The sequence below is a fragment of the Bacillus sp. FSL K6-6540 genome (assembly GCF_038007545.1).
The window spans coordinates 1,911,839-1,935,942 of sequence record NZ_JBBOXH010000001.1; the positions used below are offsets into that span (position 1 = coordinate 1,911,839).

A 24,104-nucleotide genomic window follows, 5' to 3' on the forward strand; every position below is an offset into this window, starting at 1 on the left:
CACAGGGATGAAGAAGATCATGGGATTAGATTACGGGGACCGCAGAATCGGTGTTGCCATCAGCGACGCGTTCGGATGGACGGCCCAAGGGGTTGAAGTTATCGAACGCCGCCGCGACGAAGGCGAGCTGGACAGAATTGCCGCACTCGTCAAAGACAACGAGGTCGGCGAGATTGTGGTCGGCCTGCCTAAGAATATGAACGGCACGATTGGTCCGCGGGGCGAAATCTGCATGGAATTCGCAAACACGTTGCGAGAGTCCCTATCCTTACCCGTTCACCTTTGGGATGAACGGCTATCAACAGTATCCGCTGAAAGGACATTGCTTGAAGCCGATGTCAGCCGAAAGAAGCGAAAACAGGTTGTAGATAAAATGGCGGCAAGCTTGATTTTGCAAAACTACTTGGATTCTAAAAGGTAAAGGTGAGGGTGATTACAATGGCTAATGAGCATATTGGTATGGAAGAAGAACCGGAAATTATTTATATTCCCGACGATGAAGGCAACGAGGAAGAATTCGAAGTCATCATGAAATTCGAAGTGGATGGCTCGGATGCCAAATATATGATGGTCGTACCAAGGGAGTCTGCAGAAGAAGAGACCGACGAGGTTTACGCCTTCCGTTATGAGGAAGACGGAGAAGACCTGAAACTGTTTATGATCGAAGACGATGAAGAATGGGCCATTGTTGAAGAAACCTTCAATACGCTCGTGGAAGAGCTGGACGGGAGAGACGAATGATGTCTGATTTTTCGGTTGAGAATATCGTATGGACCCAAGCCCTTAAGGAAGCATTCGGTGAGAGTGTTGAGCTTGAGGACGATAAAGGCCATCTCGAGGTTTATGATATTGCCGCCGAATTTGAAGTGGATGGTCAAGGGTATGCCATTCTGGTTCAGCCGGACCGCACCGATGAGGAGTACGAGGTTCTCCGGATCGTGAAGAATGCGGATGGCGGATTGGAGCTGGCCACCATTGATGACGACGAGGAATGGGAGAATGTGTCCGAGCTCTACGATGAGCTGACGTTTCCCGAGGGAGACGAGGACTAAGCTCCCTCCTGCAGGAGCACATGCTTAATTTTCAAATGAAAGTTCAGGAAGGGGCGGAGCTGTCCGCCCCTTTTGGTGTGAAGGGATGAGTAGATTGAAGAAACTGGCAATAGCAGCATTGGTTCTGATCCTCATTGCAGGCGGGGCCGTATTCTACGTATGGAATGGTTTGCAACCCGTTCAGAGCTCGGAAACTCCCGTCGAATTCACCGTGGAGTCCGGCATGAGCACATCCTCTATCGCCGATCTGCTTGAGGAAAAGGGACTGATCAAAAATGCTCTCATACTTAAAGGTTATCTGAAGCTTAGCGGCGAAGGCAGCCGTCTCATGGCGGGCACCTATGAAGCAACGCCGGGCACTCCCTTCCAGGAGCTGTTATCCAAGATGAACAACGGCGAAGTGAAGCCTGAGGAAATGGTCCGTTTCACGATCCCCGAGGGATATACGATCCTTCAGATGGCGGAAACCATCGCTCGCGAGAGCGGCATCGACGAGAAGGAGTTCCTGGAGGTTGTGGACCAGCCATCCGGCTGGAATGTGCCCATAGCGGAAGAGATTCCCGCAGAAGCAAATCTGAGGCATCATCTGGAGGGCTACTTATTCCCGGCGACCTATGAACTGCCGAAGAAGGATCTAACGGCAAAAGGGATCGCAGAGACCATGCTGAAGGAAACCGAGAAGCGTTTGGCTGAAATTCCGGATTGGGAGAGCCAGCTGGAGGCGCGAGGCGTGACGTTCCATGAGCTCATGACCATCGCTTCGCTGGTGGAGCGGGAAGTGGTTGCGGACCAGGAGCGAGCCCTGGTAGCCGGCGTGATTTATAACCGGCTGGACGAGGATATGAGGCTTGAAATCGATGCGACCGTTCAATATCTGTTAGATAAGCCGAAGGAGCGGCTGCTTTACGCCGACCTGGAGGTCGAGAGCCCGTATAACACTTATCGTCAAAAGGGACTTCCGCCGGGGCCTATCTCGAGCCCGAGCCTGGAATCCATTCAGGCAGCCCTGAACCCGGAGAAATCCGATTATTTGTTCTATGTGACGAAGAAGGACGGTACGCAGGAGCATCTCTTTGCCAAAACGTACAAAGAGCATTTAAAAAACATCGAGGCCAGCAAAAAGATGGCACAACAATAATATGACGTGTTCAGCAAGTCCGATTGCGGCAGGCAGGCCACGCCTCAATACTACGGCATGAAAGAGGCTTGTTGAACAACCTCTAATAGGGAGGAAATCATCATGAGTATCAAACCTGAATTATTGGCGGCAGCCGGCTCCGTGGCCGATGCTGCTGCTTACTTGGAAGCCGGAGCCGATGCGCTGCTTGTCGGCGAAGACCGCTTCGGCATGAGATTGCCCGGCAGTTTGCCCCTGGACGAAATTGCGCAAGTCGTGCAGCTTGCTCACGGGCAAGGGAGCAAAGTGTACGTAAGCTTGAACAACTTAATGACCAATGATTTGCTGCCGGAGCTTCCCGCTTATGTTAAAGCGGTCGGAGACATCGGAGTGGATGCGGTGGAATTTAACGATCCCTCGGTGCTAACCACCGTAAAAGACTTGGCTCCGCAGGTAAAGCTCCACTGGAATGCGGAAATGACCGCCACCAACTATTCAACGGCCAATTACTGGGGAAGCAAAGGCGCCTCCCGGGTTATTCTGGCGCGTGAATTGAATATGGACGAAGTCACGGACATGAAGCCGCAGCTTCAGCTGGAAGCGCAGGTCCAGGTCCACGGCATGACCAACATCTATCACTCCAAGCGGCGCCTGGTGAACAGTTACATGCAGCAGCAGGGCAGACCAGTCAATGACGGCAGCCTGGGCAAAGAGCGAGGCCTGTTCCTCATCGAGGCCGAACGCCAGGACGAGAAATATCCGATCTATGAGGATATCAATGGCACCCATATCATGAGTTCGGAGGATATCTGCATTCTGGAGGATCTGCATCTGCTGATGGCAGCAGGCGTGGACAGCTTTAAGGTAGAGACACTGCTGAAGCCGCGCCATTACAATGAGGTTGTAATTCGAACGTATCGTAAAGCGATCGATCTCTATGCTGCAGACGCTTCAGCTTATGCATTTCAGGAAGAGTGGATGGACGGAATCCGCGCGATTCAGGATCCGGAACGCGAATTGTCGTTTGGATTTTTCTACAAGGAACAAGTTTATTAAGGAGTGGACAGCATGGAAGCAATGGCACAGCCAAAATACAAAGGCAAACGCTATCGCCTGGACAAGCCGGAATTGCTCGCCCCGGCCGGTAATTTGGAAAAACTGAAATTTGCGGTGCATTATGGCGCCGATGCGGTATATATCGGAGGACAGAAATACGGCCTTCGTTCGAATGCGGACAACTTCAGCTTCGAAGAAATGAAAGAAGGCGTGGAATTCGCCAAGAAATACGGCGCGAAGGTGTTTGTGGCCACCAACATTTATGCGCATAACGAGGACATCGAAGGCATCGAATCCTACCTGCGAAGCCTGGAAGAAGCAGGCATTGCAGCGATCATCGCTGCCGATCCGGCGATTATCGAGGTTGCCAAGCGCGCTGCACCTAAACTTGAAGTACATCTGAGCACGCAGCAGTCCACGCTCAATTGGCAGGCCGTGAAATTCTGGAAGGACGAAGGATTGCCGCGGGTCGTACTGGGACGGGAGGCAAGCCTGGAGGAAATCGCAGCGATTAAAGAGCATGTTGACATTGAGATCGAAGCCTTTATCCATGGAGCAATGTGCTCCTCGTTCTCCGGTCGCTGCGTATTGTCCAACCATTTTACGGACCGTGATTCCAACCGGGGCGGATGCTGCCAATCCTGCCGTTGGAAATATGATTTGTTCGAGGATGGACGAGAAGAGCAGGGACATTGGGTGTCGGAAGAGCAGCAGCTGATGGAACAGCCTGCCCCTGCTCCATCCCCGTTCAAACCGGGCGTTACCCAGATCCCGCTGTTCCAGCCGGAAGATAATCAGTTTACGATGGGGTCGAAGGATCTCTGCATGTTGGAGCATATTCCGGATCTGATCGAGGTCGGAATCGACAGCTTCAAGATTGAGGGACGGATGAAATCGATCCATTACGTTGCGACTGTGGTCAATGTGTATAGACAGGCGATTGATTCTTACATGGCCGACCCTGACCATTATGTATTGAAGCCGGAATGGATCGAGGAAATTAATAAAGCGGCCAACCGACCGCTGAATACTGGATTTTTCTATGATACGCCGGACCATGAGGATCATATTTATGAACCGGAAGAGAAGGCGGTGCCTTATGATTTCGCCGGATTGGTGATGGAATATGACGAACACTCGGGAACGGCCGTCATCCAGCAGCGGAACCACTTTAAGCCGGGGGATCAAATCGAATTTTTCGGGCCGGAAGGGACCTTCTTTAAGCAGACGGTTGGGCCTATCCAGGATGAGAATGGAAGCGAACTGGATGCAGCTCGCCATCCCCTTCAGCTCATTCGCATGAAGGTGGATCAGCCGGTGCGTCATTTTGATATGATGCGAAAACGCAAAGGATAATAAAATATAGTTCTTAAGAACTACACAATTGAGAATCCGGGTCTGTGGATGGACCTTGGATTCTTTTTGTTTACAAAAAAATTAGGATTTAAGAATTGTTTTTTTGCGAAAACCCAAAGGAAAACACCCCCAATTGTCGAAATAAAGAGTAACGAATACGTTTCAGGGGATTGGACCGACGTATTAATAATATGATTGTGGTAGGTGAACAGCTAATGTCAGAAGTTGAGCAGCATGATAAGAAACCGAAAAAGGACAAGAAGCCCGGGGGAAACAAAGAGAAAAAGAAAACGCCTTCGGCATCATCAGGGATACATACTGCCAAGTCGTTCGTTTCCAACATGGGAACGGCCATAAGCCGCATGCCGATGAACCCGGCAAAATCCGTCGGAATCCGGTTGTTCCTGATCTTTTTGTCAGCCATTGTATTTTTTGTGATCGTCCTGGGGTATCTGTCTTACAACAAGGCAAAGGACACGATTGAGAAGAATGCTGCAAACGGCAATCAGCAGACGATTATCCAAACCTCCGAGAAAATCGACATCATTCTGGATAAGTACGAGAATGCCGGCAGACAAATCTTCTATGACATTGAATTGCAGAAGTTGTTGTCCGAGTACACGGATAAGAAGTTAAGCGAGTACGATGCGTTTACGGTAGAGCGGACCATCCGCGATAAACTATCCAATCAGATTACGTCGGACTCGGCCATCAGAGCCATTTATTTGATCCCTTCCAAGGGAGAGAAGATCATATCCGCAGGACAATCCTCGGAATCCTCCAAAACCGTCCTTGAGCAAAGCTGGTATGCCGAACTGAAGGAAGGCGACAAGAAGATTATGTGGCTGCCAACGATGCAGAACAGCGGTGCTCCGTATTTCACGATTGCCCGCTCCTTGGGTTCCATGAACGACCTGACGTCTACGTATGTCGTCATGTTTGAACTGAACGCCTCGGTGCTGGATGCCCAGCTGAAGGGAATTAACCTTGGCGAGAACGGTCAACTGCAATTGATCAGTCCGGAAGGCATCGTTGTTTCCTCCAGCGATTCCTCCATCGTGGGTTCGGAAACCGCTTGGACGTTTGCGAAAGAGTTTCCGGCCGACACCAAAACGGATGACGTAAGAACGAAGGATGAGGAAGGAAGAAATGTACTGGCGGTTTACAATACGCTGAGCACGAACGATTGGAAGCTCGTAGGTTCTGTCCAAACCAGCGAGCTCACGAAGGATGCCTCCAGCATACTGGTCATCACGCTGATCGTGGCTGCGATCGACGTTATTTTTGCCATTCTGATCGGGATTTGGATGGTAAGGATGATTGCCCGTCCGATAGGCAAGCTGAACCTGCTGATGAAGGAAGGCGCTAAAGGGAATTTGAATGTTCGTACAGACCATAAGAGCCAGGACGAAATCGGTCAGCTCTCGGCCAGCTTCAACGATATGATGGAGCAGATTACCGGACTCGTGCAGCAAACGAGCAATACCGCCCAGGAAGTGCTTCGAACGGCTGCCGAATTAAGCGATGCCTCGAAGAAGACTGCGATTTCGGCCAAAGAAATTGCCGTGGCTACCGAGGAAATTGCGAACGGAGCCAGCAGTCTGGCAGTTGAAGCAGAGCGCGGCAGCGATCTGACCAACAACATCTCGAAGCAGATGCAAATCGTTGTTACGGCTAACGAAGAGATGGGCAAATCGGCCCGTCACGTAGAAAGCTCCAGTGAGCTGGGAACAAAGCATTTGAGCGACTTGCTGGATAAGACCCATCAGACCGAGGATATGACCCGCTCGATGATGCATAAGGTTGATGGCTTGAAGGAAACGACATCTTCGGTTGCCAAAGTGCTTGATGTGCTTCAGAACATCACCAAGCAAACGAACATCCTCTCCTTGAATGCAACGATCGAAGCGGCCCGTGCCGGAGCAGCCGGTAAAGGCTTCATGGTCGTGGCCGATGAAATCCGCCAGCTGGCAGACCAATCCAGGCAATCCATCGATATGGTCAGCCAAATTACGGACCGCATCATGGCCGAGATGAACGAAACCGTGCAGGTACTGCTCGATGCGAACCCGCTCTTCAAGGGTCAGATGGATGCCGTTAAGGAAACGAACGATATCTTCGTATCCGTTCAACAGCAGATGGTAGAATTTATCGATCGCTTGGATTCCGTCACGCATTCGATTGATGAGCTGAATGAATCTCAAAATGTACTTTCGGAAGCGATGAGCAATGTGAGCGCGGTAGCCGAAGAATCCTCCGCAACTTCGGAAGAGGTGGCTTCTCTCTCCACAGAGCAGCAAAGCGTCAGCAGTCAGCTGGTTAATCTGTCAACACAGCTTGAGAATGTATCGAATGAGCTGAAAGAGACCTTGTCTCGTTTTAGATTATAGAAAGTTGTTTCATAGGCTGTTCCATCCGTTAAGCGGGTAGGAGCAGCCTTTTTTCTGTTACGGATAAAAATGGATTTCAGAGGGTATCATAACGGAGAATATGGTTGAAGGAGTCGAGGTCACATGAAGACGAAGCAGCCTGGCCAAACGCCTGAATTCCTGTCAACGCACCTAAAGGAAAACCTGGAAACATTGAGTCTGTTGCTCAATGACCCCAGCGACCTCACCACCAAAGTGCTTCAGGTTGGGGGCGTTTCATATACCTCAGCCATTGTCAGCTTGGAAGGATTATCCGATCAGTTGTTGATTAAGGAGCAGATTATCCAGCCGATTCAGCATAACCCGGAGCAATACGCGTCATCCATGAAGGATGTGCGGCATGTTCTCCATGAAATCGAGAATCGGATGATATCCCTGCAGATCACCAACCGAACGAGGCGCTGGGATGAAGTCATTCCGGTCATTCTTTCGGGCGATACGATTCTTATGCTGGAGGGTACGGATGAGGTCCTGCTGATCAAAACCCGCAAATGGCCGGGACGGAGCATTGAGGAACCTCAAACCGAAGCGCTGGTCCGCGGCCCGAGAGTAGGATTTACGGAAAGCATCTACACCAACATCTCCCTGCTGCGAAGACATATTCGCGAGCCCAATTTGACGATCGACCCCCATACCATCGGCAGGCGATCGAACCAGTCGCTTGTGGTCGTCTATATTAAAGGATTGACGAATCCGGAGCTGATCGAAGAAGTCAACCGCCGGCTGAAGTCGCTGGATCTCGACTATGCCCCTGAATCCGGAACGGTGGAGCAATGGATCGAGGACAGCTTTTTATCGCCGTTTCCCCAGATCCTCAATACCGAGCGACCGGATAAGGTCACTTCCGCCCTGCTGCAGGGAAAAGTAGCGATTTTGCTGGACGGTACCCCTTTTGTGCTTCTGCTTCCGTTTACTTTCATTTCCCTGTTACATTCCCCGGAGGATTATTACGAACGATGGAGCATTGGCTCGCTGATACGTTTGCTGCGTCTTGTGGCCATCGGAATTACCTTGTTTCTTCCCGCGCTGTATATTGCCATCCTGTCTTTCCATCCCGGCATGATCCCGTTTAAGCTCGTATTTTCGATTGCTGCTTCACGGGAAGGGGTGCCCTTTCCTGCAGTGATCGAAGCCTTACTGATGGAAGTTACACTGGAATTGCTGCGCGAAGCGGGAATTCGCCTGCCGAAACCGATAGGTCAAACGATCGGTATTGTCGGAGGACTTGTGATCGGGGAGGCTGCGGTTCAGGCGGGGATCGTGAGCCCGATTATGGTCATCATCGTGGCACTGACAGCAATATCCTCCTTTGCCATTCCGTCTTACAGCGCAGGTATTTCTTTTCGAATGCTCCGCTTTGCGATCATGATTGCTGCAAGCTTTCTGGGACTGTATGGGATCGTGCTGACCTTTATCATGATCTGTATCCACTTGATGAGGCTGCATAGTTTCGGAATCCCTTATCTGAGTCCCATTGCCCCCTCTGTTCAGCACGATTGGAAGGATATGTTTATCCGCGTGCCGGTGACTTGGCTTACGCTCAGACCTTTATTTATGAAGCCCCAGGATATCCATCGGGCAAAAAAGCGGTGATTCGTAATGAACCTTAACCAACGAAGCAGTCAAACGATCGGAAGAAAAGAGATTGTCTACTCTGTCAGCAATATGATGATTGGACTCGGAATCCTCACGCTCCCCCATACGATTGCGAAGAAGACCCAGTTCTCGGATGGCTGGATGCCGATCGTTCTCGGCGGCATGATCGCATTTGTATTTGCTTGGGCCATCGGCGTATTGGCTTCGAGGTTTCCCGGTAAAAACTATCATGCAATGGCCTCGATGATTTTGAGCCGAAAAGCAGCCCATGTGCTGACGCTGTTAATGAGTCTTTACTTTCTGTTATTTGTCAGTTACCAAGTGCGCGGCGTTTCCACGATAACGAGGCTGTATTTATTCGATAACACGCCGGAGGAAATCATCGGGCTGGTTTACTTGCTGGTATTAATCTATGCCGTTGCCGGGCCAAGCATCGCTTTGGTGCGTTTGAACCTGATTTTCTTTCCCATCGTTGTCACGATTTTGCTGCTGATCGTCCTCTTGAATCTTGGAAGCTTAAACATGCACTTTCTGCTGCCTGTGTTTAAAACCGATTGGAGAAGAATCGTTGCCTCTTCGAAGGATACGGTATTCTCCTACCTCGGACTGGAGATCATGCTGTTCTACAACATCTATGTCGCTAGGAAAAGCAAGCTTCCAGGATCTATTTTACGCGGGTTGATGATACCGATCTGCATATACTTTGTTGTTTTTGTGTTTGTCATTGGCGTTTTTGGACCGGTGGTGGTTTCCAATACGCTGTATCCGTTAGCCGAATTGGCCAAAGAGGTTGAAGTCCCGGGAGGGATATTCGAACGGTTTGAATTTTTCTTTTTTGTCATCTGGCTGATGACGTTGTTCAGCACGAATGCGATGGCGTTTGACGTGGCATTATTGGCGCTGGAATCCGTATTCCCTAAACATCAAAGATTTACGATGATCCTTGTTCTGGCCCCGATCCTGTTCATCCTCGGTTTATTGCCGAGCTCGCTCCGAGAACTCAACGTATTTGCCGAATGGATCAGTTATATGGGGGTCGGATTCGCATGGGTGCTTCCGGCACTGCTGCTCTTGATCGCTAAAGTTCGGGGGGTGAAGGGGGATGGCTAGAAAACTCAGGATGTTATTGGCGCTCATGCTGTTATGGCCGACAGCCGGCTGCTGGGACCGCATCGAAATCGAGGAGCGCGGATTTGTAGTCGGCACGGCTCTTGACGCGGCAGAGGAAGGACAAATTAAGCTTACGTTTCAAATTGTCGTGCCTACGCAGATGAAAGGCTCCAGCGGCCAAAAGAGTGAGGGAGGGAGCCCTTTTATCAATCTGTCCTCGACCGCGAGCAGCGTATTTAAAGCCGCGCGGAAGATGTCGAATGAGATCAGCCGCTCTCCTTACCTGGCCCATAATCAAGTGATCATTATCTCTGAAGCGCTGGCCGGAACGGAGCACATAGGCGATGTACTGGATTTGTTTGTCCGGGATCCGGAGAACCGGCGAGCTTCCAATATTATGGTCGCTGAGGGAGAGGCAAGCAAGATCCTGGAGATCCATTCAAAGATTGAAACCTTGCCTGTGCAGTACATTCGTTCGACGCAAGAAAATAAGGACAAAAGCGAATCCATCACGCCTCCAACGAATATGGGGGAACTGCATCATTTCCTGTTGTCCAAGTCGAGTTATGCGCTGCCCCGGGTATCGATCACGCAAGACGACAGAGTATCCACCAGCGGCGCGGCTGTGTTTAACGGCGAGAACTACAGGTTCATGGGATTCCTGGACAACGATGAAACCACGGGCCGGAACATGATGCAGGGAACGGTAAAAACCGCATCCCTGGAACTGGTCGTTCACGGCAAACAGCTCGTTTATGAAGTCAGGGAATTCAACCGGATCATTCGAGTCCATCTGGACGATCGCGGACTTCCCGAGTTTGACGTTGAAATTTCGGTCAGAGGCAATATTGGGGAAGCTGAGCTGGAAGAGAGCGAAATCGTTCGCGAACTAAACGGGGAGATCAAACGCAAGGCGGAGGAACGGATCAAGGAAATCGCAATGGATGTTATTCAAAAGGCCCAGAACGATTATAAATCGGACTTTTTGGGCTTCTGGAAGAAATGCCAAGAGCAGGAGTACGAAACTTGGAACCGTTACAAGGACGACTGGGACCGAGGTCAAAACATTTTTTCGCAATGCAAGATCCATGTGCACGCAGACGCAAGAGTCCGAACCATTGGAACCATTACCGGGACGGAATAAGGAAGGAAGGCAGGTTGATGGAATTCATGGATCTTCGCTACGATATTTTGTTAAATCCGCTTGTCGTGATTGGTATACTGCTGCTCATCCTCGTACCGATGACCTTATTCCAAACGAACCGGTATCTGCACAAATACGGGGATCCGCCCTGGAAGCAGCCGGAGAAACCGGATGATGGTGCAGAGAGAAGCGAACATGATTGAGTCAGCTTCCATATGGAAATAATGAGGAAACAAAGACTCAATTGGAGGAGCGGAACCATGAGGCTAATCCGCAATAAACGAATTACATACGGATGGCTGATTTTGACGATATTGATTGCTATTTTGACGATGCGCCTTGCCTGGGTGCAGCTCGTGATGAAGCATCAACGGGTCCCCGGAAGCCGGCATACAATGGTTGAGGCATCGCTTATCCAGCGGGAACGGGGCATCGTGCTGGATTCGGGCCGCGGACATTTTACGGATCGCAACGGAAAACCGCTCACAGGCAATTTGATCTGGACAGCCGTATTGTTTCCGGCCGGCGAGAAGGAGCTGAGGAGCGCCCATCATCAGGTTGCCAAGCTGGCCCGCATCTTGGGAACGGACACGAATCAGTTGCTGCAAATCTGGGGCAAGCTAAAGGAGCCGCAGCTATGGCATGGAGCGGATTCCCGCATTCCACGTTCCTTGTCCAAGGAGCAGATCAAGCAGATTCGCGAGCTTGAGCTCCCCAAACTCAAGGTTCTTCCTTATGAGCAGCGGTACGGTAATCGCCAATCGGGCATGCAGTGGCTTGGTTTTGTATCCGGCCAGCGTAAGGAAAGCCTGTTCTTTCAGGATTATCCGGAGATTTCGGGAACCAGCGGCCTGGAGAAGACGATGGATTCGCTGATCCGGGGTGAAGGACCTACGGTCGTCTATTTTCCGGTAAACAGCACGAATGAAGTGATTCAGGATATGAAGCCGATGGTGAAGGCGCCGGACAATCGGTACTATCCGTTACGGGTATCCACAACGATCGATATCGATATTCAGCGGGGGATCGAGACCATCACGGAAAAAGCGGGCATGAAAGAAGGGGCGGTTGTCGTGCTGGATGCACGCAATGCCGATATCGTGGCGATGGTATCCAGACCGTTTTACAATCCGGAGCAGATACATCCGAAAGACGGTCAGTGGGAGAATCGCGGATTGAAAGCGGCCACGCCAGGCTCCGTGTTCAAACTTGTCACGGCAGCGGCCATTTTGGAGAATGGTCTCAGCTCGCCAAACGAACATTTTCATTGCGATGGGGAATTCGGCAAGTTCGGATTGTCCTGCTGGAAAAAGGGCGGGCATGGAACGATTGATCTGCGCGAGGGCTTTGCGGAATCCTGCAACGTCGTATTTGCCACGCTTGCGGAAAGATTAACCCCACAGCAAATGACCTCAGCGGCATCCGCGCTGGGCTTTGGTCAAAGCGTAGGCTGGCAATCACAGCAGTTTTTAGGGCTTCGCTCATTTGCACCGTTGGATCATGAAGAGAAGGGGACGGTCTTTTCCGGCTCCGCAGATGCCTCCGATGCAGGCGTAAGAGTGCAGACAGGCATAGGCCAAAGAGACGCTGCCGTATCTCCGCTCCAAGCCGCTAATGCGATGGTGACGCTGCTTCATGGCGGGGTGAAGACCAAGCCGCGTATTGTGAAGCAGATTCGGTACGCGAACGGCCAGTTGCTTCAGGATACGAATCCGCTGTACGAAGGCCCAGCAGGAAACGGTATTTCCCGGGAAACCTCTTCGATCCTGCTCGAATGGATGGAGGATGTCGTTCAAGAGGGAACAGGAAGCGCTTTGAATCATCGCAAATGGACCCTTGCAGGCAAATCGGGAACCGCTCAGGTCAAAGTAAAGGGCCGCGCCCGAAACAATCAGTGGTTTGTCGGGTACGGCCCGGTGGAGAAGCCACGTTATGCGGTGGCAGTATTGGTGGAGAATCGGAGCACGAACAGCAGCAATCAGGCAACCGAAATTTTCGGTCAGGTCTCCGATTTCTTGGCCTCGGTTGAAGCGGGCTCCGGCTCCGCGTAAGAGCGGGACATATCCCAAGGGGACACATCGAATTCTTCGCTCGGCAGATGGATCCACTGCTTCAGATATCCCTGCGCAAGCAATTCCTTGATGAGAATCAGCAGGATGGGAGCCAGAATCAAACCGGCAACCCCAAATATCGACAGGGAGATCATCATAAAGGACAGCATCAGAAAGGCGGAGGATACGCCGATCGAGTTTCCCGTAATTTTAGGCTCAAGCAGCTGTCTGGAAATGACCACAACGGCAAGCAGAACGATCAAGCCGATTGCAAGCCCGGTGTTGCCTACAATGAACAAATAGGTGATCCACGGAATAAGAATAACGGGAACCCCAAGCAGTGGCAATACATCGAATACGGCGCAGATAAGCGCGACGGACAGGGAATTGCCTGTACCTAATATCAAGAGTCCTATGTATACAATGACAAAGGTGATGCTGACCAGCTTCATCTGGGCTTTAATATAAGAGCCGATTGCCTTGAATACATTGTCCTTCAGGAAAACGAAAGCCGTCTTAAGCGTCTTCGGCGTCTTGTCCTTGGCGATTCTCCGCCAGCTGCCGATTTCCGTGCTCAGGAAGAAAGCGAGGATAATCGCAACCCCGAAATTCGCGATGAACGAGGAGAACGACCCCATGAATCCAACGATGTAACGGAAGAACGACTCGGCAGCGCCCTGGGCAAAGGTGGTAATGTCTTGGAAGTAACCGTTCAGGCGGTCCGTCAGATCCGGCGGCAGCGCGTCGAGCTTCGTCTGCAGGAACATCAGGGTTTCCGAGAAATGTTTCTGGATCGTTTGGGTGTAAGCCGGCAAATTGTCCTGCAGGTTCATGAATTGCGATACGATGAGCGCTCCGGCTCCAAACAGGATGCCAAGGATGACGAGCAGGAAGAGCAGAACGGATATCGCGGCGGCGAAGGGCTTCGGAAGCCCCCTGCGGTGCAGGAATTTGGAGAAAGGCTCAATTATCAGGAAAACGAGGAAAGATAAAAACACCGGAGCCGCAATCTGGTAAAGCTTGCTGAATATGAGCATGATCAAGTAAACCGTAAGCACGATTAAACCTATATCGAAGGCGGTTCTCCAATATTTTTTATACAAGGGAAGCATAGTGGGATATCGGCTCCTTTATACTTTATTGATAGATATCATTGTACACGATTTGCGAAAAAAAAGCCTATTTCTTTAAGTGCTATGATAAAATAATAATAGTGTCTTTCATTAGAAAAAGAAATAAAAAGCGGGGAGTTAGCATGCAAACGTTACTGCTATGGTTGTTTTACCTTTCATCTTTTTATGCATTCATTCCCGGCATCCTGACCCGGATATTCGGATTTCGAGTATTTCGCAGGGGAACAGGCTTGGAAGACTTCGCCTTAACCTTTGATGATGGTCCTGATCCGTTCTATACACCAAGACTGCTGGATCTATTGAAGCGGTATAATATGAAAGCGACTTTTTTTCTGGTCGGTTCCCATGCCGAGAAGCATCCGGAGGTCGTCAAACGCATTCATAGCGAGGGTCATCTGATCGGGATTCACAACTATGTTCACAAGAGCAATTGGTTAATGCGACCCGTGACCGTCCGCAAGCAAGTCAAACGCACGGACGATATCATCTACGCCATAACCGGCGAGCGCTCGAGATATTACAGACCGCCTTGGGGAATCGTGAATCTATTCGATTTTGCCAAGAATACCGGCTGCCGCATCATCTTATGGTCCTCGATGTTTAATGATTGGCGAAGCAAGATCGGCGCTGACAAGCTGACTCAGCGTATGCTGGCCAAGCTGAACGGCGGCGAGGTTATGCTCCTCCATGACTGCGGTACGACGATGGGAGCGAACCCCGATGCGCCGGAGCAAATGCTGATTGCCTTGGAACGCGTACTGAAAGTCGCAGAGCAGAAGGGAATGAGAAGCATCCGAATCGACGACATGATGGCTAAGGAAAGCAAAGCGAAAGCGAAGAAGCTGTCTCCTCTCAAGCGGTTGATCGTCTCGTTGTGGCTCTTGTGGGAAAAAGCATTTCATGCGGTGTTCGCGCTTGAAACGGTTAATCCGGAGGATCCGATGCTGCATTTCCGAAAGCGTGCTTTCACCGGCAAAACGGTCGTGATGGAAGACGGCAGCCGGCTTGAGAAGGGAGACCAGGTGCTCGAGCTCCACTTTGACAACAAAAAATTGTTCGAGATCGGCAGCCGCTCCCGCTCGGAAGTGCAGCTTGCCATCAAAATGATTCGTGCCGTGCAGAAGGATTTGCCTTCTCTGGCGAACATGGTGCTGGACCGGCCCGAGTTTAAGGATATCAAAGGGTTGTATGCCGTAACCATGATTTCGCGTGGCCCCGAGCAATTCGGATTCCATGTGATGGATTTGCCTCGGGGGCTGTTCGCAAGCTCGTCCAGACTGTATCTGAAACTGCTGCTCAGCGTCATTCACCCGAAAGGGCAGGCCCGCCTGAAGGAGGGCACCCAGATGATGGAGCCGAAAATGCTCGTCATGCCGGTGGATGTTCTGATCGGACGTTATGCGGAGAAGAAAACGCAGGTTTTGCCTCCATCGGAGGAACAGCAGGAAGTTCAACAGGAGCATGCGGGTGATCTGGCGGTTGCCAGTGTCTCGCAAGGCATGTAGTTCATCGAATCGATGGTTTCCGCCATTATGCATGGATTATCTCTTAGATGGTTTTGGTTATAAAAAAGGGGTTATCCCCGCAGGCTGCTGCAAATGCCTGCGCGGGATAACCCCTTTGCTTTATTAAGGATTAGATTTTCAATACGCCGCCAGAGCTGGCGTTGGTCACAAGCTTCGAGTAGCGGGCAAGGTAACCGGTTTTCACTTTCGGTTCGAACTCAACCCATTTGCTGCGGCGTACAGCCATTTCCTCTTCGGAAACGTCCAGCAATTGAATCGTCCGTTTATTCAGGTCCAGCTCGATGATATCCCCGTCTTCAACGAAAGCGATAGGTCCGCCTTCAGCCGCTTCCGGCGAGATGTGTCCGATGCTGATGCCGCGGGAAGCGCCGGAGAAGCGTCCGTCCGTGATCAGACCGACTTTGGCTCCAAGCCCCATGCCTGCAATCTGCGAGGTCGGCGCCAGCATTTCCGGCATGCCCGGTCCGCCCTTCGGCCCTTCATATCGAATGACAACCACATGGCCTTCCTTGACCTTGCCGTTGGCAATGCCGCTAAGCGCCTCGTCCTGGGAGTCAAAGCAGATGGCAGGTCCTTTATGGTATCCGCCAACCGACGGATCGACCGCACCGACTTTGATGATGGAGCCTTCAGGAGCCAGATTGCCGTACAGTACCGCGAGTCCGCCGCGCTCGGAATACGGGGAATCGATCGGATGGATGACGTTCTCATCCTGGATTTCGCAGCCCTCTACGTTCTCGGCCAGCGTTTTGCCGGTTACGGTAATGCAATCCCCGTGCAATGCGCCCGGCTTCTTCAGAAGCTCGTGCAGAACCGCGCTTACTCCGCCTGCCAAATGCACATCCTCGATGAAGTAATCCGAAGCCGGAGCCAGCTTGGAAATGTGAGGAACGCGGTCAGCGACTTCGTTGATCCGCTCCAGCGGGTAATCAAGGCCGGCTTCTTGGGCAAGCGCCAATGTATGAAGCACCGTGTTGGTGGAGCCGCCCATCGCCATATCGAGCGCAAACGCATTGTCGATAGCTTCCAGGGTTACGATGTCACGCGGCTTCAGGTCCATTTTGACAAGTTCCATCAATTGTTTGGCCGATTGTTTAACAAACTCTCTGCGCTCTTCGGCGATGGCAAGAATGGTGCCGTTGCCCGGCAGAGCCAGACCCAGCGCTTCGGCGAGGCAGTTCATGGAGTTGGCGGTGAACATGCCGGAGCAGGATCCGCAGGTTGGACATCCGTATTGTTCCAATTCCAGGAGCTCATCGTCATTGATTTTGCCGACCTGGTGAGCGCCGACGCCTTCGAATACGGAAGTCAGGGACAATTTGCGGCCTTTGCTGTCCACGCCGGCCTTCATCGGTCCGCCGCTGACAAACACCGTCGGGATGTTAACGCGCAGGGCGCCCATCAGCATGCCTGGCGTAATTTTGTCGCAGTTCGGGATGCACACCATGCCGTCGAACCAGTGGGCGGATACAACGGTTTCCAGAGAATCCGCAATGATCTCGCGGCTTGGCAGCGAGTAGCGCATGCCGATATGTCCCATGGCAATTCCGTCATCCACGCCGATGGTGTTGAACTCGAACGGAACGCCGCCGGCTTCACGGATCGCATCCTTCACGATCTTGCCGAATTCCTGAAGATGCACGTGACCCGGAACGATATCGATGTAAGAGTTGCACACGGCGATGAACGGTTTGCCGAAATCCTCTTCCTTAACGCCTGCTGCACGCAGCAAGCTGCGGTGCGGCGCGCGGTCAAAGCCTTTTTTGATCATGTCTGAACGCATTTTTTTGGTTGTCATGATGTCGATTTCCCCCCAGATCTATTATAAAATTGTTACGCTTTAGCGCGGTCTTCCGGCAAAGCAGCCGGGTACCTGTAAACAGCGAATAGGTTTTAAATGAGTCTATCACAAAAAGGTAGGTTTTTCTACATGATATTAATAGGAAGCGATGGAAGGAAGGCTGTCGTGACGGCCAAGAAAAAGCCTGTCCCCCTTCGTCGGGAACAGGCTTCCTACTGAAAAGGTATGCTATTTCTTGCCGCCTTTGCGGCCAATTTCCTGATAGAATTCGCGATTATGATTCCGCGAGGTGGCTTCGCCGCCCTTTTGACCGATTTCCTGGTAAAACTCGCGGCTATGGTTTTTGGACGTCGCTTTGCCGCCTTTTTTGCCGATTTCCTGATAGAATTCGCGGCTGTGTTTTTTGGCGGTGGCTTCGCCGCCAAGACGTCCGGCTTCTTCGCGGGTCATCTTTCGATTGCTGTTGGTGGCCATGAACAAATCACTCCTTTACCGTCGTATTTGCTATGCGTATATGTTACTTACCACGGTCCATTTGTCATGAATCAAAACATTCGACTAAAGATTGGTAAATTTTCAAGTCGGAGCGATTTCTTGATCCCACGTGCTAATTACGCTTAAATCAGAGTTTATTTCATGGTTTAATAAGAGTATGATCAAGAATAGGATAGGGAGGTTTTGAACCGTTGCCGTTTGTTCAAGTGAAAGGACGAACCGTTCCCTGCCAAGGGATCTTGTTTGATAAAGACGGTACGCTGCTTCATTTCATGGCGCTGTGGGGAGGATGGGCCGATTATGTGCTCGAGTTCATGGAGGAACGGCTGGAGCTGATGGGATCCGGCTTTACGCTGCCGAAAGAGAAGGTGCTGGGGACCAAGCACGATGCCGGCGGACGCGTATCGGGGTATGATCTGCGGGGTCCGCTCGCCATGGGCACCGTGGAGGAGACGAACGGGCTTCTGGCCTGGCAATTGTACGCAGCCGGGATGCCATGGAACGAGGCGATTGTGCAGGTCCATCAGATTACGAAAAATGCCATGTACGAAGTCCGTCAGCGAAAGCCGGCATTCCCGATGCCCGGACTGGAACATTTCCTGGAAAAATGCAGCTTGGTCTCCGTGAAGATGGCAGTGGTGACTTCGGATCAAACCTCAGGCGCCATGGAGCAGTTGGAATGGATGGGGCTTCGCTCGTACTTTACGGTCATTATGGGAAGAGATCAGGTTCGAAATGGCAAGCCGCACCCCGAAATGACCGAGGCGGCCTGCCGCCGGCTCGGAATCAAACCGGAGGAAGCGGTTGTCATCGGCGACAGCAACGCGGATATGCAGATGGCGAAGCAAGCAGGCGCTGCGCTGGCCGTAGGTTTAATGACGGATGATGGGGAGCCGGCGCATCTGACAGATGCCGATGTTGTCATATCCGATTATAATGAATTAGACGTGCACAGGTAGACGTGTTATTTTAAGGGCTGTACGGAGGTGTATAAGAGTGGAGAACAGGGAAAAGATCGAGCAGTTGGCAACATGGATCGAAGCGAGCGACTACATTGTTTTTTTCGGGGGAGCCGGTACCTCCACCGAGAGCGGAATACCAGACTTCCGTTCGGCAGCCGGACTGTACCAGAGCGAGCACCAGTCTCCGTATCCGCCGGAGGTCATGCTCAGCCATACTTTTTTTATGCAGCATCCGGAAGTGTTTTACGACTTTTACCGGAGCAAGATGCTGCACCCGCTTGCGCAGCCGAACGGCTGTCACCGCCTATTGTCGAGACTCGAGCATGACGGGAAGCTAAAGGCGGTCATCACGCAGAATATCGATGGCCTGCATCAGTCGGCGGGATGTTCCGAGGTGCTGGAGCTTCACGGTTCCGTGCACCGCAATTATTGCATGGATTGCTCCCGATTCTACAGCCTTCAGGAGATTCTGGACATCAAGGAAACCGTCCCGCGCTGCAAGGATTGCGGAGGGCTGGTTCGGCCGGACGTCGTGCTGTATGAAGAGGAATTGGACCAGAACGTCATCATGCGCTCGATCCAGGAAATATCGACGGCCGACTTGTTGATTATTGGGGGGACTTCCCTGACGGTACACCCCGCCGCTAGTTTGATCTCCTATTTTCATGGAAGCAAGGTAGCTTTGCTGAATGCAGATCCAACCCCATACGATCACCGGGCAGGCCTCCTGATTGCGGATCGGATCGGTCAAGTCATGACGCAGGTGGATAAACTGATCAGCACGTGAGGGGACAAAAGGCGGCGTATTGCCGTACCTGTCCCTGTAATCGTTTTCTTGTCAAAGGAAGACCAAACGCGATAAGATGGAATTTAGCAATGGACCTATTCACTTAGAGAGGCAGGGATTGCAAGTGACCTATGTGGCTAGCGAAGACCGCTATGAAGGAATGAAGTATAACCGCGTGGGGCGGTCCGGGCTGAAACTTCCCGCGATCTCCCTTGGATTATGGCATAATTTCGGTGGCGTCGACACGTACGAGAACGGGCGGAACATGATTACGCGCTCCTTCGATCTGGGCATCACCCACTTCGATCTGGCGAACAATTACGGACCTCCTGCAGGCTCTGCCGAGGAGACTTTCGGTAAAGTGCTTTCCAGAGACCTTAAGGCATATCGTGACGAAATCGTCGTTTCGTCCAAAGCCGGCTATTATATGTGGCCCGGTCCTTACGGCGATTTCGGATCGCGTAAATATCTGGTATCAAGCCTCGACCAGAGCTTGAAGCGAATGGGCCTGGACTATGTGGATATTTTCTATCATCATCGGATGGATCCGGAAACGCCGCTCGAGGAAACCATGGCAGCGCTGGATCATCTCGTTCGTTCTGGCAAGGCGCTGTATGTCGGAGTCTCCAACTATTCGCCGGAGAAGACCCGGGAAGCGATATCGATCCTGAAAAGCCTGGGTACCCCGCTGCTCATCCATCAACCGAGCTACTCCATGCTGGACCGTTGGGTGGAGAACGGTTTGCTTGACGTCCTGGAAGAGAACGGGGTCGGAAGCATCGCATTCACGCCGCTTGCTCAAGGGCTCTTGACGAACAAATATTTGAACGGAGTGCCTGTCGATTCCCGTGCCGCAAGCGCATCCGTGTTCCTGAACGAAAGCAATATCACGCCTGAGGTGCTGCGCAAGATCAGAGCCTTGAACCAAATCGCCCAAGCCCGGAACCAGAGTCTGGCTCAATTCGCGCTCGCCTGGGTTCTGCGCGGCGGCCGGGTGACGTCTGCCCTGATCGGAGCTAGCAAAGTAAGCCAGATTGAAGACAACGTGGCTGCCTTGAACAATCTGGAGTTCTCGAAGGAAGAGCTGGATCGCATAGAAGCGATTCTCAAAACGGAGAATGCATCTTCTTCGGAAGGATAGATGTTGGCGAAAACATGGCGGCATTGAAATAGATACAAAAAAGGAGCGCCTTTAGGATGATAACCGCCTGAAGGACGCTCCTTTTTTTGCTAAGGGATGACTTGGGCGCAATCTTTAAGTAAGCGCGGATGAAGAGATGATGTCCTTGCGGTACCGCGACGGGGATCGGCCGACGAGCCGCTTGAATTGGCGCGAGAAATAGAGCGGATCGGTCAGTCCGACCGATGCGGAAACCTGCTCGATGGACAAATCGGGACGTTCGCGCAGCAGCCGTTTGGATTGGTCGATTCTTAATTTAAGCAGATACGTGATCGGAGTCATGCCCGTTTCCTGCTTGAAGATCCGTGACAGGTATGCGCGGTTGTAGCCTAGGCTCGTACACATCTGTTCGATCGAGACAGGATGGGCGTATTGGGAAGCCATGTAACTGATCATCTGCTTCACCGTGCGCTGAACTTGGGGTTCTGACAGCGTCAATCGGGACGGCCGGTCGCTCTGATTCATGATCTCGGCCCAGATTAAATGCAGGTAACCGATGGCGGCCATGTGAGAGCTTTCTTCCCTGGATTGAAAATGGCCCTGGATGAGGGATACATAGCCGGGAATGGGGTTGTTCTCCACGAGGTGGAGGACAGGCTTTTCGGGCGTGAGTCCCAAACGGGATATCTCTTCATCGGCGTGTTCTCCGTCAAAGGCGACCCAGCGGTAACGCCACGGCTGGCTCGCATCGGATACATAGCTGACAATCTGGCCGGGATGAATCAGGAAGCAATCGCCGGGCCCGAGCTGGTATCTGTCGTTTTCGGTCCGAAATACGCCATGGCCCGATTCGATGATGTGCAAGAGGTAATGATCGAATATTTTGGGCCCCAACGCATGCTCCGGAAGGGTCTGGCTCTCGCCGGCGAATCGCACGTGGAGCCAGCCGCCGCCTTGCTGTGCTGGGTTGGAAGCAACAGAATAGGTTGGTTTCATCATTCATTTTCCTTTACAATGAGTTTGGGAAAAAGAGGAACTATAGGGATTTCGTGATCATGAATTTATTGTACCTCCATAAGTCACATAAATCCATATGTAACACACAAGATTTCATTATCGGTTAACGAGATTTCCATTATACTGAAGACAGTAAAACTACCATATGTACAGGATGGAGTGATAGGCAGTGACGACGCAACAGCTTATGGAAAGATTTATGGACAAGCACGGTGAGAGCCAGCATAAGGTTCGCATATTTAATGCGCCAGGGCGCGTGAACCTGATCGGGGAGCATCTGGATTACAACGGGGGCTATGTGCTTCCGGCAGCCCTGGAGTTTGGCACAACCTTAATTATCCGACCGCGTGACGATAACAAGGTGAGCTTTTCATCCACCAATATCCCCTATGAATTAACGATCAGTCTGGACGAGGATTATGGCTACAAAATCGATCAATGGACGGATTACCCGGTCGGCGTCATTACCGAGCTGAATAAAATCGGCTGCGGGCTCAGCAGCGGCTATGACCTGCTGTACCACGGGGATATCCCGAACGGGGCAGGCCTCTCGTCCTCAGCGTCCATCGAAGTGGTCACGGCTTACGCCTTCTTGAAGATGGAGGGCAAGGAGACGGATACGGTGGAGATCGCAAAGCTTTCGCAGCGGGTGGAAAACCTGTTCGTCGGCGTCAACTCCGGCATCATGGATCAATTCGCCGTAGCCAACGGCAAGCAGGATCATGCCATTCTGTTAATGTGCGATACGCTGGAGTATGAGCTGGTGCCTTTCCGGACCGGAGCATACAAAATCGTGATTTCGAATACCAACAAACGGCGCGGACTCGTCGATTCCAAATATAATGAACGCCGCAGCGAATGTGACCGCGCTTTGGAAATTTTGCAAAAGGAGCTTCCGGCGTTATCGTATCTCGCCCAGCTGAATCCGGATCAATTCGCGACCTTGCGGGACAGCATCCAGGATGAGACCGTCAGAAGACGCGCCCAGCATGTCGTCGAGGAGAACCAGCGCGTGCTTGATTCCGTGAAGGCTTTGAAAGAGGGGAATCTGGAAGTTTTCGGACAGTACATGAATCAGTCCCATGACTCTTTGCGTTATCTGTACGAAGTCACGGGCGACGAGTTGGATGCTCTGGTGGAAGAAGCCCAGCGGATTCCGGGTACGCTCGGTTCCAGAATGACGGGAGCCGGCTTTGGCGGCTGCACGGTATCCCTCGTGCACGAGGACGCGGTGGAACGTTTCATCGCGGAAGTGGGACAGCAGTATGAGGCCAGAACGGGACTGAAGGCGGACTTCTACGTATGCGGCGTAGGTCAAGGCGTGCATGAAGTAAAGGAGGGCGAATAATATGGCTATTTTAGTGACTGGCGGAGCAGGTTATATCGGTTCACATACCGTAGCGGAGCTGCTGGAGCAAGGGGAAGACGTTGTAGTCATCGACAGCCTGGAGACGGGTCATCGCGAAGCGCTGCTGGGCGGAAAGCTGTATGTCGGCGATCTGCGCGACAAGGCGCTGCTGAAGCAGCTGTTCTCGGACAACGATATTGATGCCGTTATCCATTTTGCCGCGAATTCTCTGGTCGGCGAGAGCATGAAGGATCCGGTGAAATATTACGATAACAACGTGTACGGCACGCTGTGCCTGCTGGAAGCCATGAATGAGGCGGGCGTTCGAAAGATCGTCTTCTCTTCAACGGCCGCGACCTACGGTGAGCCCGAGAAGGTGCCGATCGAGGAAACGGACCGGACCCAGCCGACGAACGTGTACGGGGAAACCAAGCTGATGATGGAACGGATGATGTCCTGGTTCGATACCGTGCTCGGGGTGAAGTATGTCTCCCTTCGTTACTTCAACGCGGCCGGCTCGCATGCCAGCGGCAAGATCGGCGAGGATCACCGGCCGGAGAGCCACTTGATTCCGCTCGTTCTGCAAACCGCTTTGAAGCAGCGCGCCAGCATCTCGGTGTTTGGCGACGATTATGCAACTCCCGATGGCACGTGCGTCCGCGATTACATTCACGTCAGCGATCTGGCGAATGCGCATCTGCGCGCGGTTGAATACCTTCGTCGCGGCGAGTCCAGCAATGTGTTCAATCTCGGCAACGGACTCGGGTTCTCGGTCAAGGAAGTGATCGAGACATCGAAGCGGGTGACGGGTGCCGACATTCCGGTTGTCACGGAAGCCCGCCGTGCGGGTGACCCTGCGGTATTGGTGGCGTCTTCGGACAAAGCGCGCACGGTTCTCGGATGGACGCCGTCCAGAACGACGCTGGAGGAGATTATCGAGAGCGCATGGAAGTGGCACAGCAGCCGTCCGGACGGTTACGGCGACAATTAATCCAAGGGGGACG

The 24,104-nt window shown here is 52.0% G+C and carries 21 protein-coding genes and 1 pseudogene; 18 read left to right on the plus strand and 4 right to left on the minus strand.

Annotated features, from left to right (window positions below; all coding sequences use genetic code 11):
• Positions 1-7: 7 nt before the first annotated feature.
• The 12 genes from ruvX (at position 8) to MHH82_RS08425 (ending at position 12,911) form a co-directional block, all read left to right on the plus strand.
• Positions 8-421, plus strand: coding sequence for a Holliday junction resolvase RuvX (ruvX, locus tag MHH82_RS08370; RefSeq protein ID WP_015734060.1), 414 nt, complete (start codon positions 8-10; stop codon positions 419-421).
• A gap of 17 nt (positions 422-438) precedes the next feature.
• The gene (locus MHH82_RS08375) at positions 439-741 is read left to right on the plus strand and encodes a DUF1292 domain-containing protein (protein ID WP_015734061.1); all 303 of its coding nucleotides are present in this window, start codon (positions 439-441) and stop codon (positions 739-741) included.
• A complete protein-coding gene (locus MHH82_RS08380) occupies positions 741-1,052 on the plus strand; it encodes a DUF1292 domain-containing protein (protein WP_175320776.1) in 312 nt (103 codons plus the stop codon). Before MHH82_RS08375 ends, MHH82_RS08380 begins: the two co-directional genes overlap by 1 nt.
• A gap of 94 nt (positions 1,053-1,146) precedes the next feature.
• Complete coding sequence (gene mltG, locus MHH82_RS08385) at positions 1,147-2,190, plus strand: endolytic transglycosylase MltG (protein ID WP_015734062.1); 1,044 nt, start codon at positions 1,147-1,149, stop codon at positions 2,188-2,190.
• A 102-nt stretch (positions 2,191-2,292) separates the two neighbouring features.
• On the plus strand, positions 2,293-3,225 hold the full coding sequence (locus MHH82_RS08390; RefSeq protein WP_340965127.1) for a peptidase U32 family protein: 933 nt from the start codon (positions 2,293-2,295) through the stop codon (positions 3,223-3,225).
• 12 nt (positions 3,226-3,237) lie between these two features.
• Positions 3,238-4,581, plus strand: coding sequence for a peptidase U32 family protein (locus tag MHH82_RS08395; RefSeq protein WP_015734064.1), 1,344 nt, complete (start codon positions 3,238-3,240; stop codon positions 4,579-4,581).
• A 215-nt stretch (positions 4,582-4,796) separates the two neighbouring features.
• Positions 4,797-6,971: a methyl-accepting chemotaxis protein gene (locus tag MHH82_RS08400; RefSeq protein WP_009592774.1), complete on the plus strand. Its 2,175-nt coding sequence runs from the start codon at positions 4,797-4,799 to the stop codon at positions 6,969-6,971.
• A gap of 123 nt (positions 6,972-7,094) precedes the next feature.
• Entirely contained in the window at positions 7,095-8,603 is a 1,509-nt protein-coding gene (locus MHH82_RS08405; RefSeq protein WP_145035218.1) for a spore germination protein, read from the plus strand.
• A gap of 6 nt (positions 8,604-8,609) precedes the next feature.
• Positions 8,610-9,716 carry a GerAB/ArcD/ProY family transporter gene (locus MHH82_RS08410; protein ID WP_036666261.1) on the plus strand — a complete coding sequence of 369 codons (1,107 nt, stop codon included), beginning with the start codon at positions 8,610-8,612 and terminating at the stop codon, positions 9,714-9,716.
• Entirely contained in the window at positions 9,709-10,860 is a 1,152-nt protein-coding gene (locus tag MHH82_RS08415; protein ID WP_251493483.1) for a Ger(x)C family spore germination protein, read from the plus strand. Before MHH82_RS08410 ends, MHH82_RS08415 begins: the two co-directional genes overlap by 8 nt.
• 17 nt (positions 10,861-10,877) lie before the next feature.
• Positions 10,878-11,063 (plus strand): hypothetical protein, encoded by a 186-nt coding sequence (locus tag MHH82_RS08420; RefSeq protein WP_251493486.1) that lies wholly within the window; start codon positions 10,878-10,880, stop codon positions 11,061-11,063.
• A gap of 57 nt (positions 11,064-11,120) precedes the next feature.
• Positions 11,121-12,911 (plus strand): peptidoglycan D,D-transpeptidase FtsI family protein, encoded by a 1,791-nt coding sequence (locus tag MHH82_RS08425; RefSeq protein ID WP_015734069.1) that lies wholly within the window; start codon positions 11,121-11,123, stop codon positions 12,909-12,911.
• Here the strand turns inward: MHH82_RS08425 and MHH82_RS08430 are convergent.
• Positions 12,860-14,023 (minus strand): AI-2E family transporter, encoded by a 1,164-nt coding sequence (locus MHH82_RS08430; protein ID WP_015734070.1) that lies wholly within the window; start codon positions 14,021-14,023, stop codon positions 12,860-12,862. The two genes, MHH82_RS08425 and MHH82_RS08430, sit on opposite strands and share 52 nt — an antisense overlap.
• 143 nt (positions 14,024-14,166) lie before the next feature.
• Here MHH82_RS08430 and MHH82_RS08435 point away from each other — a divergent pair, with 143 nt between their 5' ends.
• The gene (locus tag MHH82_RS08435; protein WP_251493489.1) at positions 14,167-15,549 is read left to right on the plus strand and encodes a polysaccharide deacetylase family protein; all 1,383 of its coding nucleotides are present in this window, start codon (positions 14,167-14,169) and stop codon (positions 15,547-15,549) included.
• A gap of 130 nt (positions 15,550-15,679) precedes the next feature.
• Here the strand turns inward: MHH82_RS08435 and ilvD are convergent, their stop codons facing one another.
• Both ilvD and MHH82_RS08445 read right to left on the minus strand, forming a co-directional pair.
• On the minus strand, positions 15,680-17,368 hold the full coding sequence (gene ilvD, locus MHH82_RS08440) for a dihydroxy-acid dehydratase (protein WP_015734072.1): 1,689 nt from the start codon (positions 17,366-17,368) through the stop codon (positions 15,680-15,682).
• A 237-nt stretch (positions 17,369-17,605) separates the two neighbouring features.
• A pseudogene (locus tag MHH82_RS08445) lies at positions 17,606-17,845 on the minus strand (KGG domain-containing protein); the annotation flags it as partial.
• A gap of 212 nt (positions 17,846-18,057) precedes the next feature.
• On the opposite strand from MHH82_RS08445, the gene MHH82_RS08450 reads away from it, so the two are divergent.
• The 3 genes from MHH82_RS08450 to mgrA all read left to right on the plus strand — a co-directional run bounded on the left by MHH82_RS08450 (position 18,058) and on the right by mgrA (position 20,756).
• Positions 18,058-18,825 (plus strand): HAD family hydrolase, encoded by a 768-nt coding sequence (locus MHH82_RS08450; RefSeq protein ID WP_340965146.1) that lies wholly within the window; start codon positions 18,058-18,060, stop codon positions 18,823-18,825.
• 37 nt (positions 18,826-18,862) lie between these two features.
• Entirely contained in the window at positions 18,863-19,615 is a 753-nt protein-coding gene (locus MHH82_RS08455; protein WP_015734074.1) for an NAD-dependent protein deacylase, read from the plus strand.
• A 124-nt stretch (positions 19,616-19,739) separates the two neighbouring features.
• Complete coding sequence (gene mgrA, locus MHH82_RS08460; protein ID WP_090912155.1) at positions 19,740-20,756, plus strand: L-glyceraldehyde 3-phosphate reductase; 1,017 nt, start codon at positions 19,740-19,742, stop codon at positions 20,754-20,756.
• A 114-nt stretch (positions 20,757-20,870) separates the two neighbouring features.
• Here mgrA and MHH82_RS08465 read toward each other — a convergent pair whose 3' ends face one another.
• Entirely contained in the window at positions 20,871-21,734 is an 864-nt protein-coding gene (locus tag MHH82_RS08465; RefSeq protein ID WP_340965149.1) for an AraC family transcriptional regulator, read from the minus strand.
• A 187-nt stretch (positions 21,735-21,921) separates the two neighbouring features.
• Here MHH82_RS08465 and MHH82_RS08470 point away from each other — a divergent pair, with 187 nt between their 5' ends.
• Together MHH82_RS08470 and galE are read left to right on the plus strand one after the other, a co-directional pair.
• Entirely contained in the window at positions 21,922-23,100 is a 1,179-nt protein-coding gene (locus MHH82_RS08470) for a galactokinase (protein ID WP_015734077.1), read from the plus strand.
• A gap of 1 nt (position 23,101) precedes the next feature.
• Complete coding sequence (gene galE, locus MHH82_RS08475) at positions 23,102-24,091, plus strand: UDP-glucose 4-epimerase GalE (RefSeq protein ID WP_251493501.1); 990 nt, start codon at positions 23,102-23,104, stop codon at positions 24,089-24,091.
• The last annotated feature ends 13 nt before the right edge of the window (positions 24,092-24,104 follow it).

What these genes read in the sequence shown, in the direction of transcription:
- ruvX (WP_015734060.1), top strand. Translation starts at nt 8, where the DNA reads ATGAAGAAGATCATGGGATTAGATTACGGGGACCGCAGAATCGGTGTT.
- MHH82_RS08375 (WP_015734061.1), top strand. Translation starts at nt 439, where the DNA reads ATGGCTAATGAGCATATTGGTATGGAAGAAGAACCGGAAATTATTTAT.
- MHH82_RS08380 (WP_175320776.1), top strand. Translation starts at nt 741, where the DNA reads ATGTCTGATTTTTCGGTTGAGAATATCGTATGGACCCAAGCCCTTAAG.
- MHH82_RS08390 (WP_340965127.1), top strand. Translation starts at nt 2,293, where the DNA reads ATGAGTATCAAACCTGAATTATTGGCGGCAGCCGGCTCCGTGGCCGAT.
- MHH82_RS08395 (WP_015734064.1), top strand. Translation starts at nt 3,238, where the DNA reads ATGGAAGCAATGGCACAGCCAAAATACAAAGGCAAACGCTATCGCCTG.
- MHH82_RS08400 (WP_009592774.1), top strand. Translation starts at nt 4,797, where the DNA reads ATGTCAGAAGTTGAGCAGCATGATAAGAAACCGAAAAAGGACAAGAAG.
- MHH82_RS08405 (WP_145035218.1), top strand. Translation starts at nt 7,095, where the DNA reads ATGAAGACGAAGCAGCCTGGCCAAACGCCTGAATTCCTGTCAACGCAC.
- MHH82_RS08410 (WP_036666261.1), top strand. Translation starts at nt 8,610, where the DNA reads ATGAACCTTAACCAACGAAGCAGTCAAACGATCGGAAGAAAAGAGATT.
- MHH82_RS08415 (WP_251493483.1), top strand. Translation starts at nt 9,709, where the DNA reads ATGGCTAGAAAACTCAGGATGTTATTGGCGCTCATGCTGTTATGGCCG.
- MHH82_RS08420 (WP_251493486.1), top strand. Translation starts at nt 10,878, where the DNA reads ATGGAATTCATGGATCTTCGCTACGATATTTTGTTAAATCCGCTTGTC.
- MHH82_RS08425 (WP_015734069.1), top strand. Translation starts at nt 11,121, where the DNA reads ATGAGGCTAATCCGCAATAAACGAATTACATACGGATGGCTGATTTTG.
- MHH82_RS08430 (WP_015734070.1), bottom strand. Translation starts at nt 14,023, where the DNA reads ATGCTTCCCTTGTATAAAAAATATTGGAGAACCGCCTTCGATATAGGT.
- MHH82_RS08435 (WP_251493489.1), top strand. Translation starts at nt 14,167, where the DNA reads ATGCAAACGTTACTGCTATGGTTGTTTTACCTTTCATCTTTTTATGCA.
- ilvD (WP_015734072.1), bottom strand. Translation starts at nt 17,368, where the DNA reads ATGACAACCAAAAAAATGCGTTCAGACATGATCAAAAAAGGCTTTGAC.
- MHH82_RS08465 (WP_340965149.1), bottom strand. Translation starts at nt 21,734, where the DNA reads ATGATGAAACCAACCTATTCTGTTGCTTCCAACCCAGCACAGCAAGGC.
- galE (WP_251493501.1), top strand. Translation starts at nt 23,102, where the DNA reads ATGGCTATTTTAGTGACTGGCGGAGCAGGTTATATCGGTTCACATACC.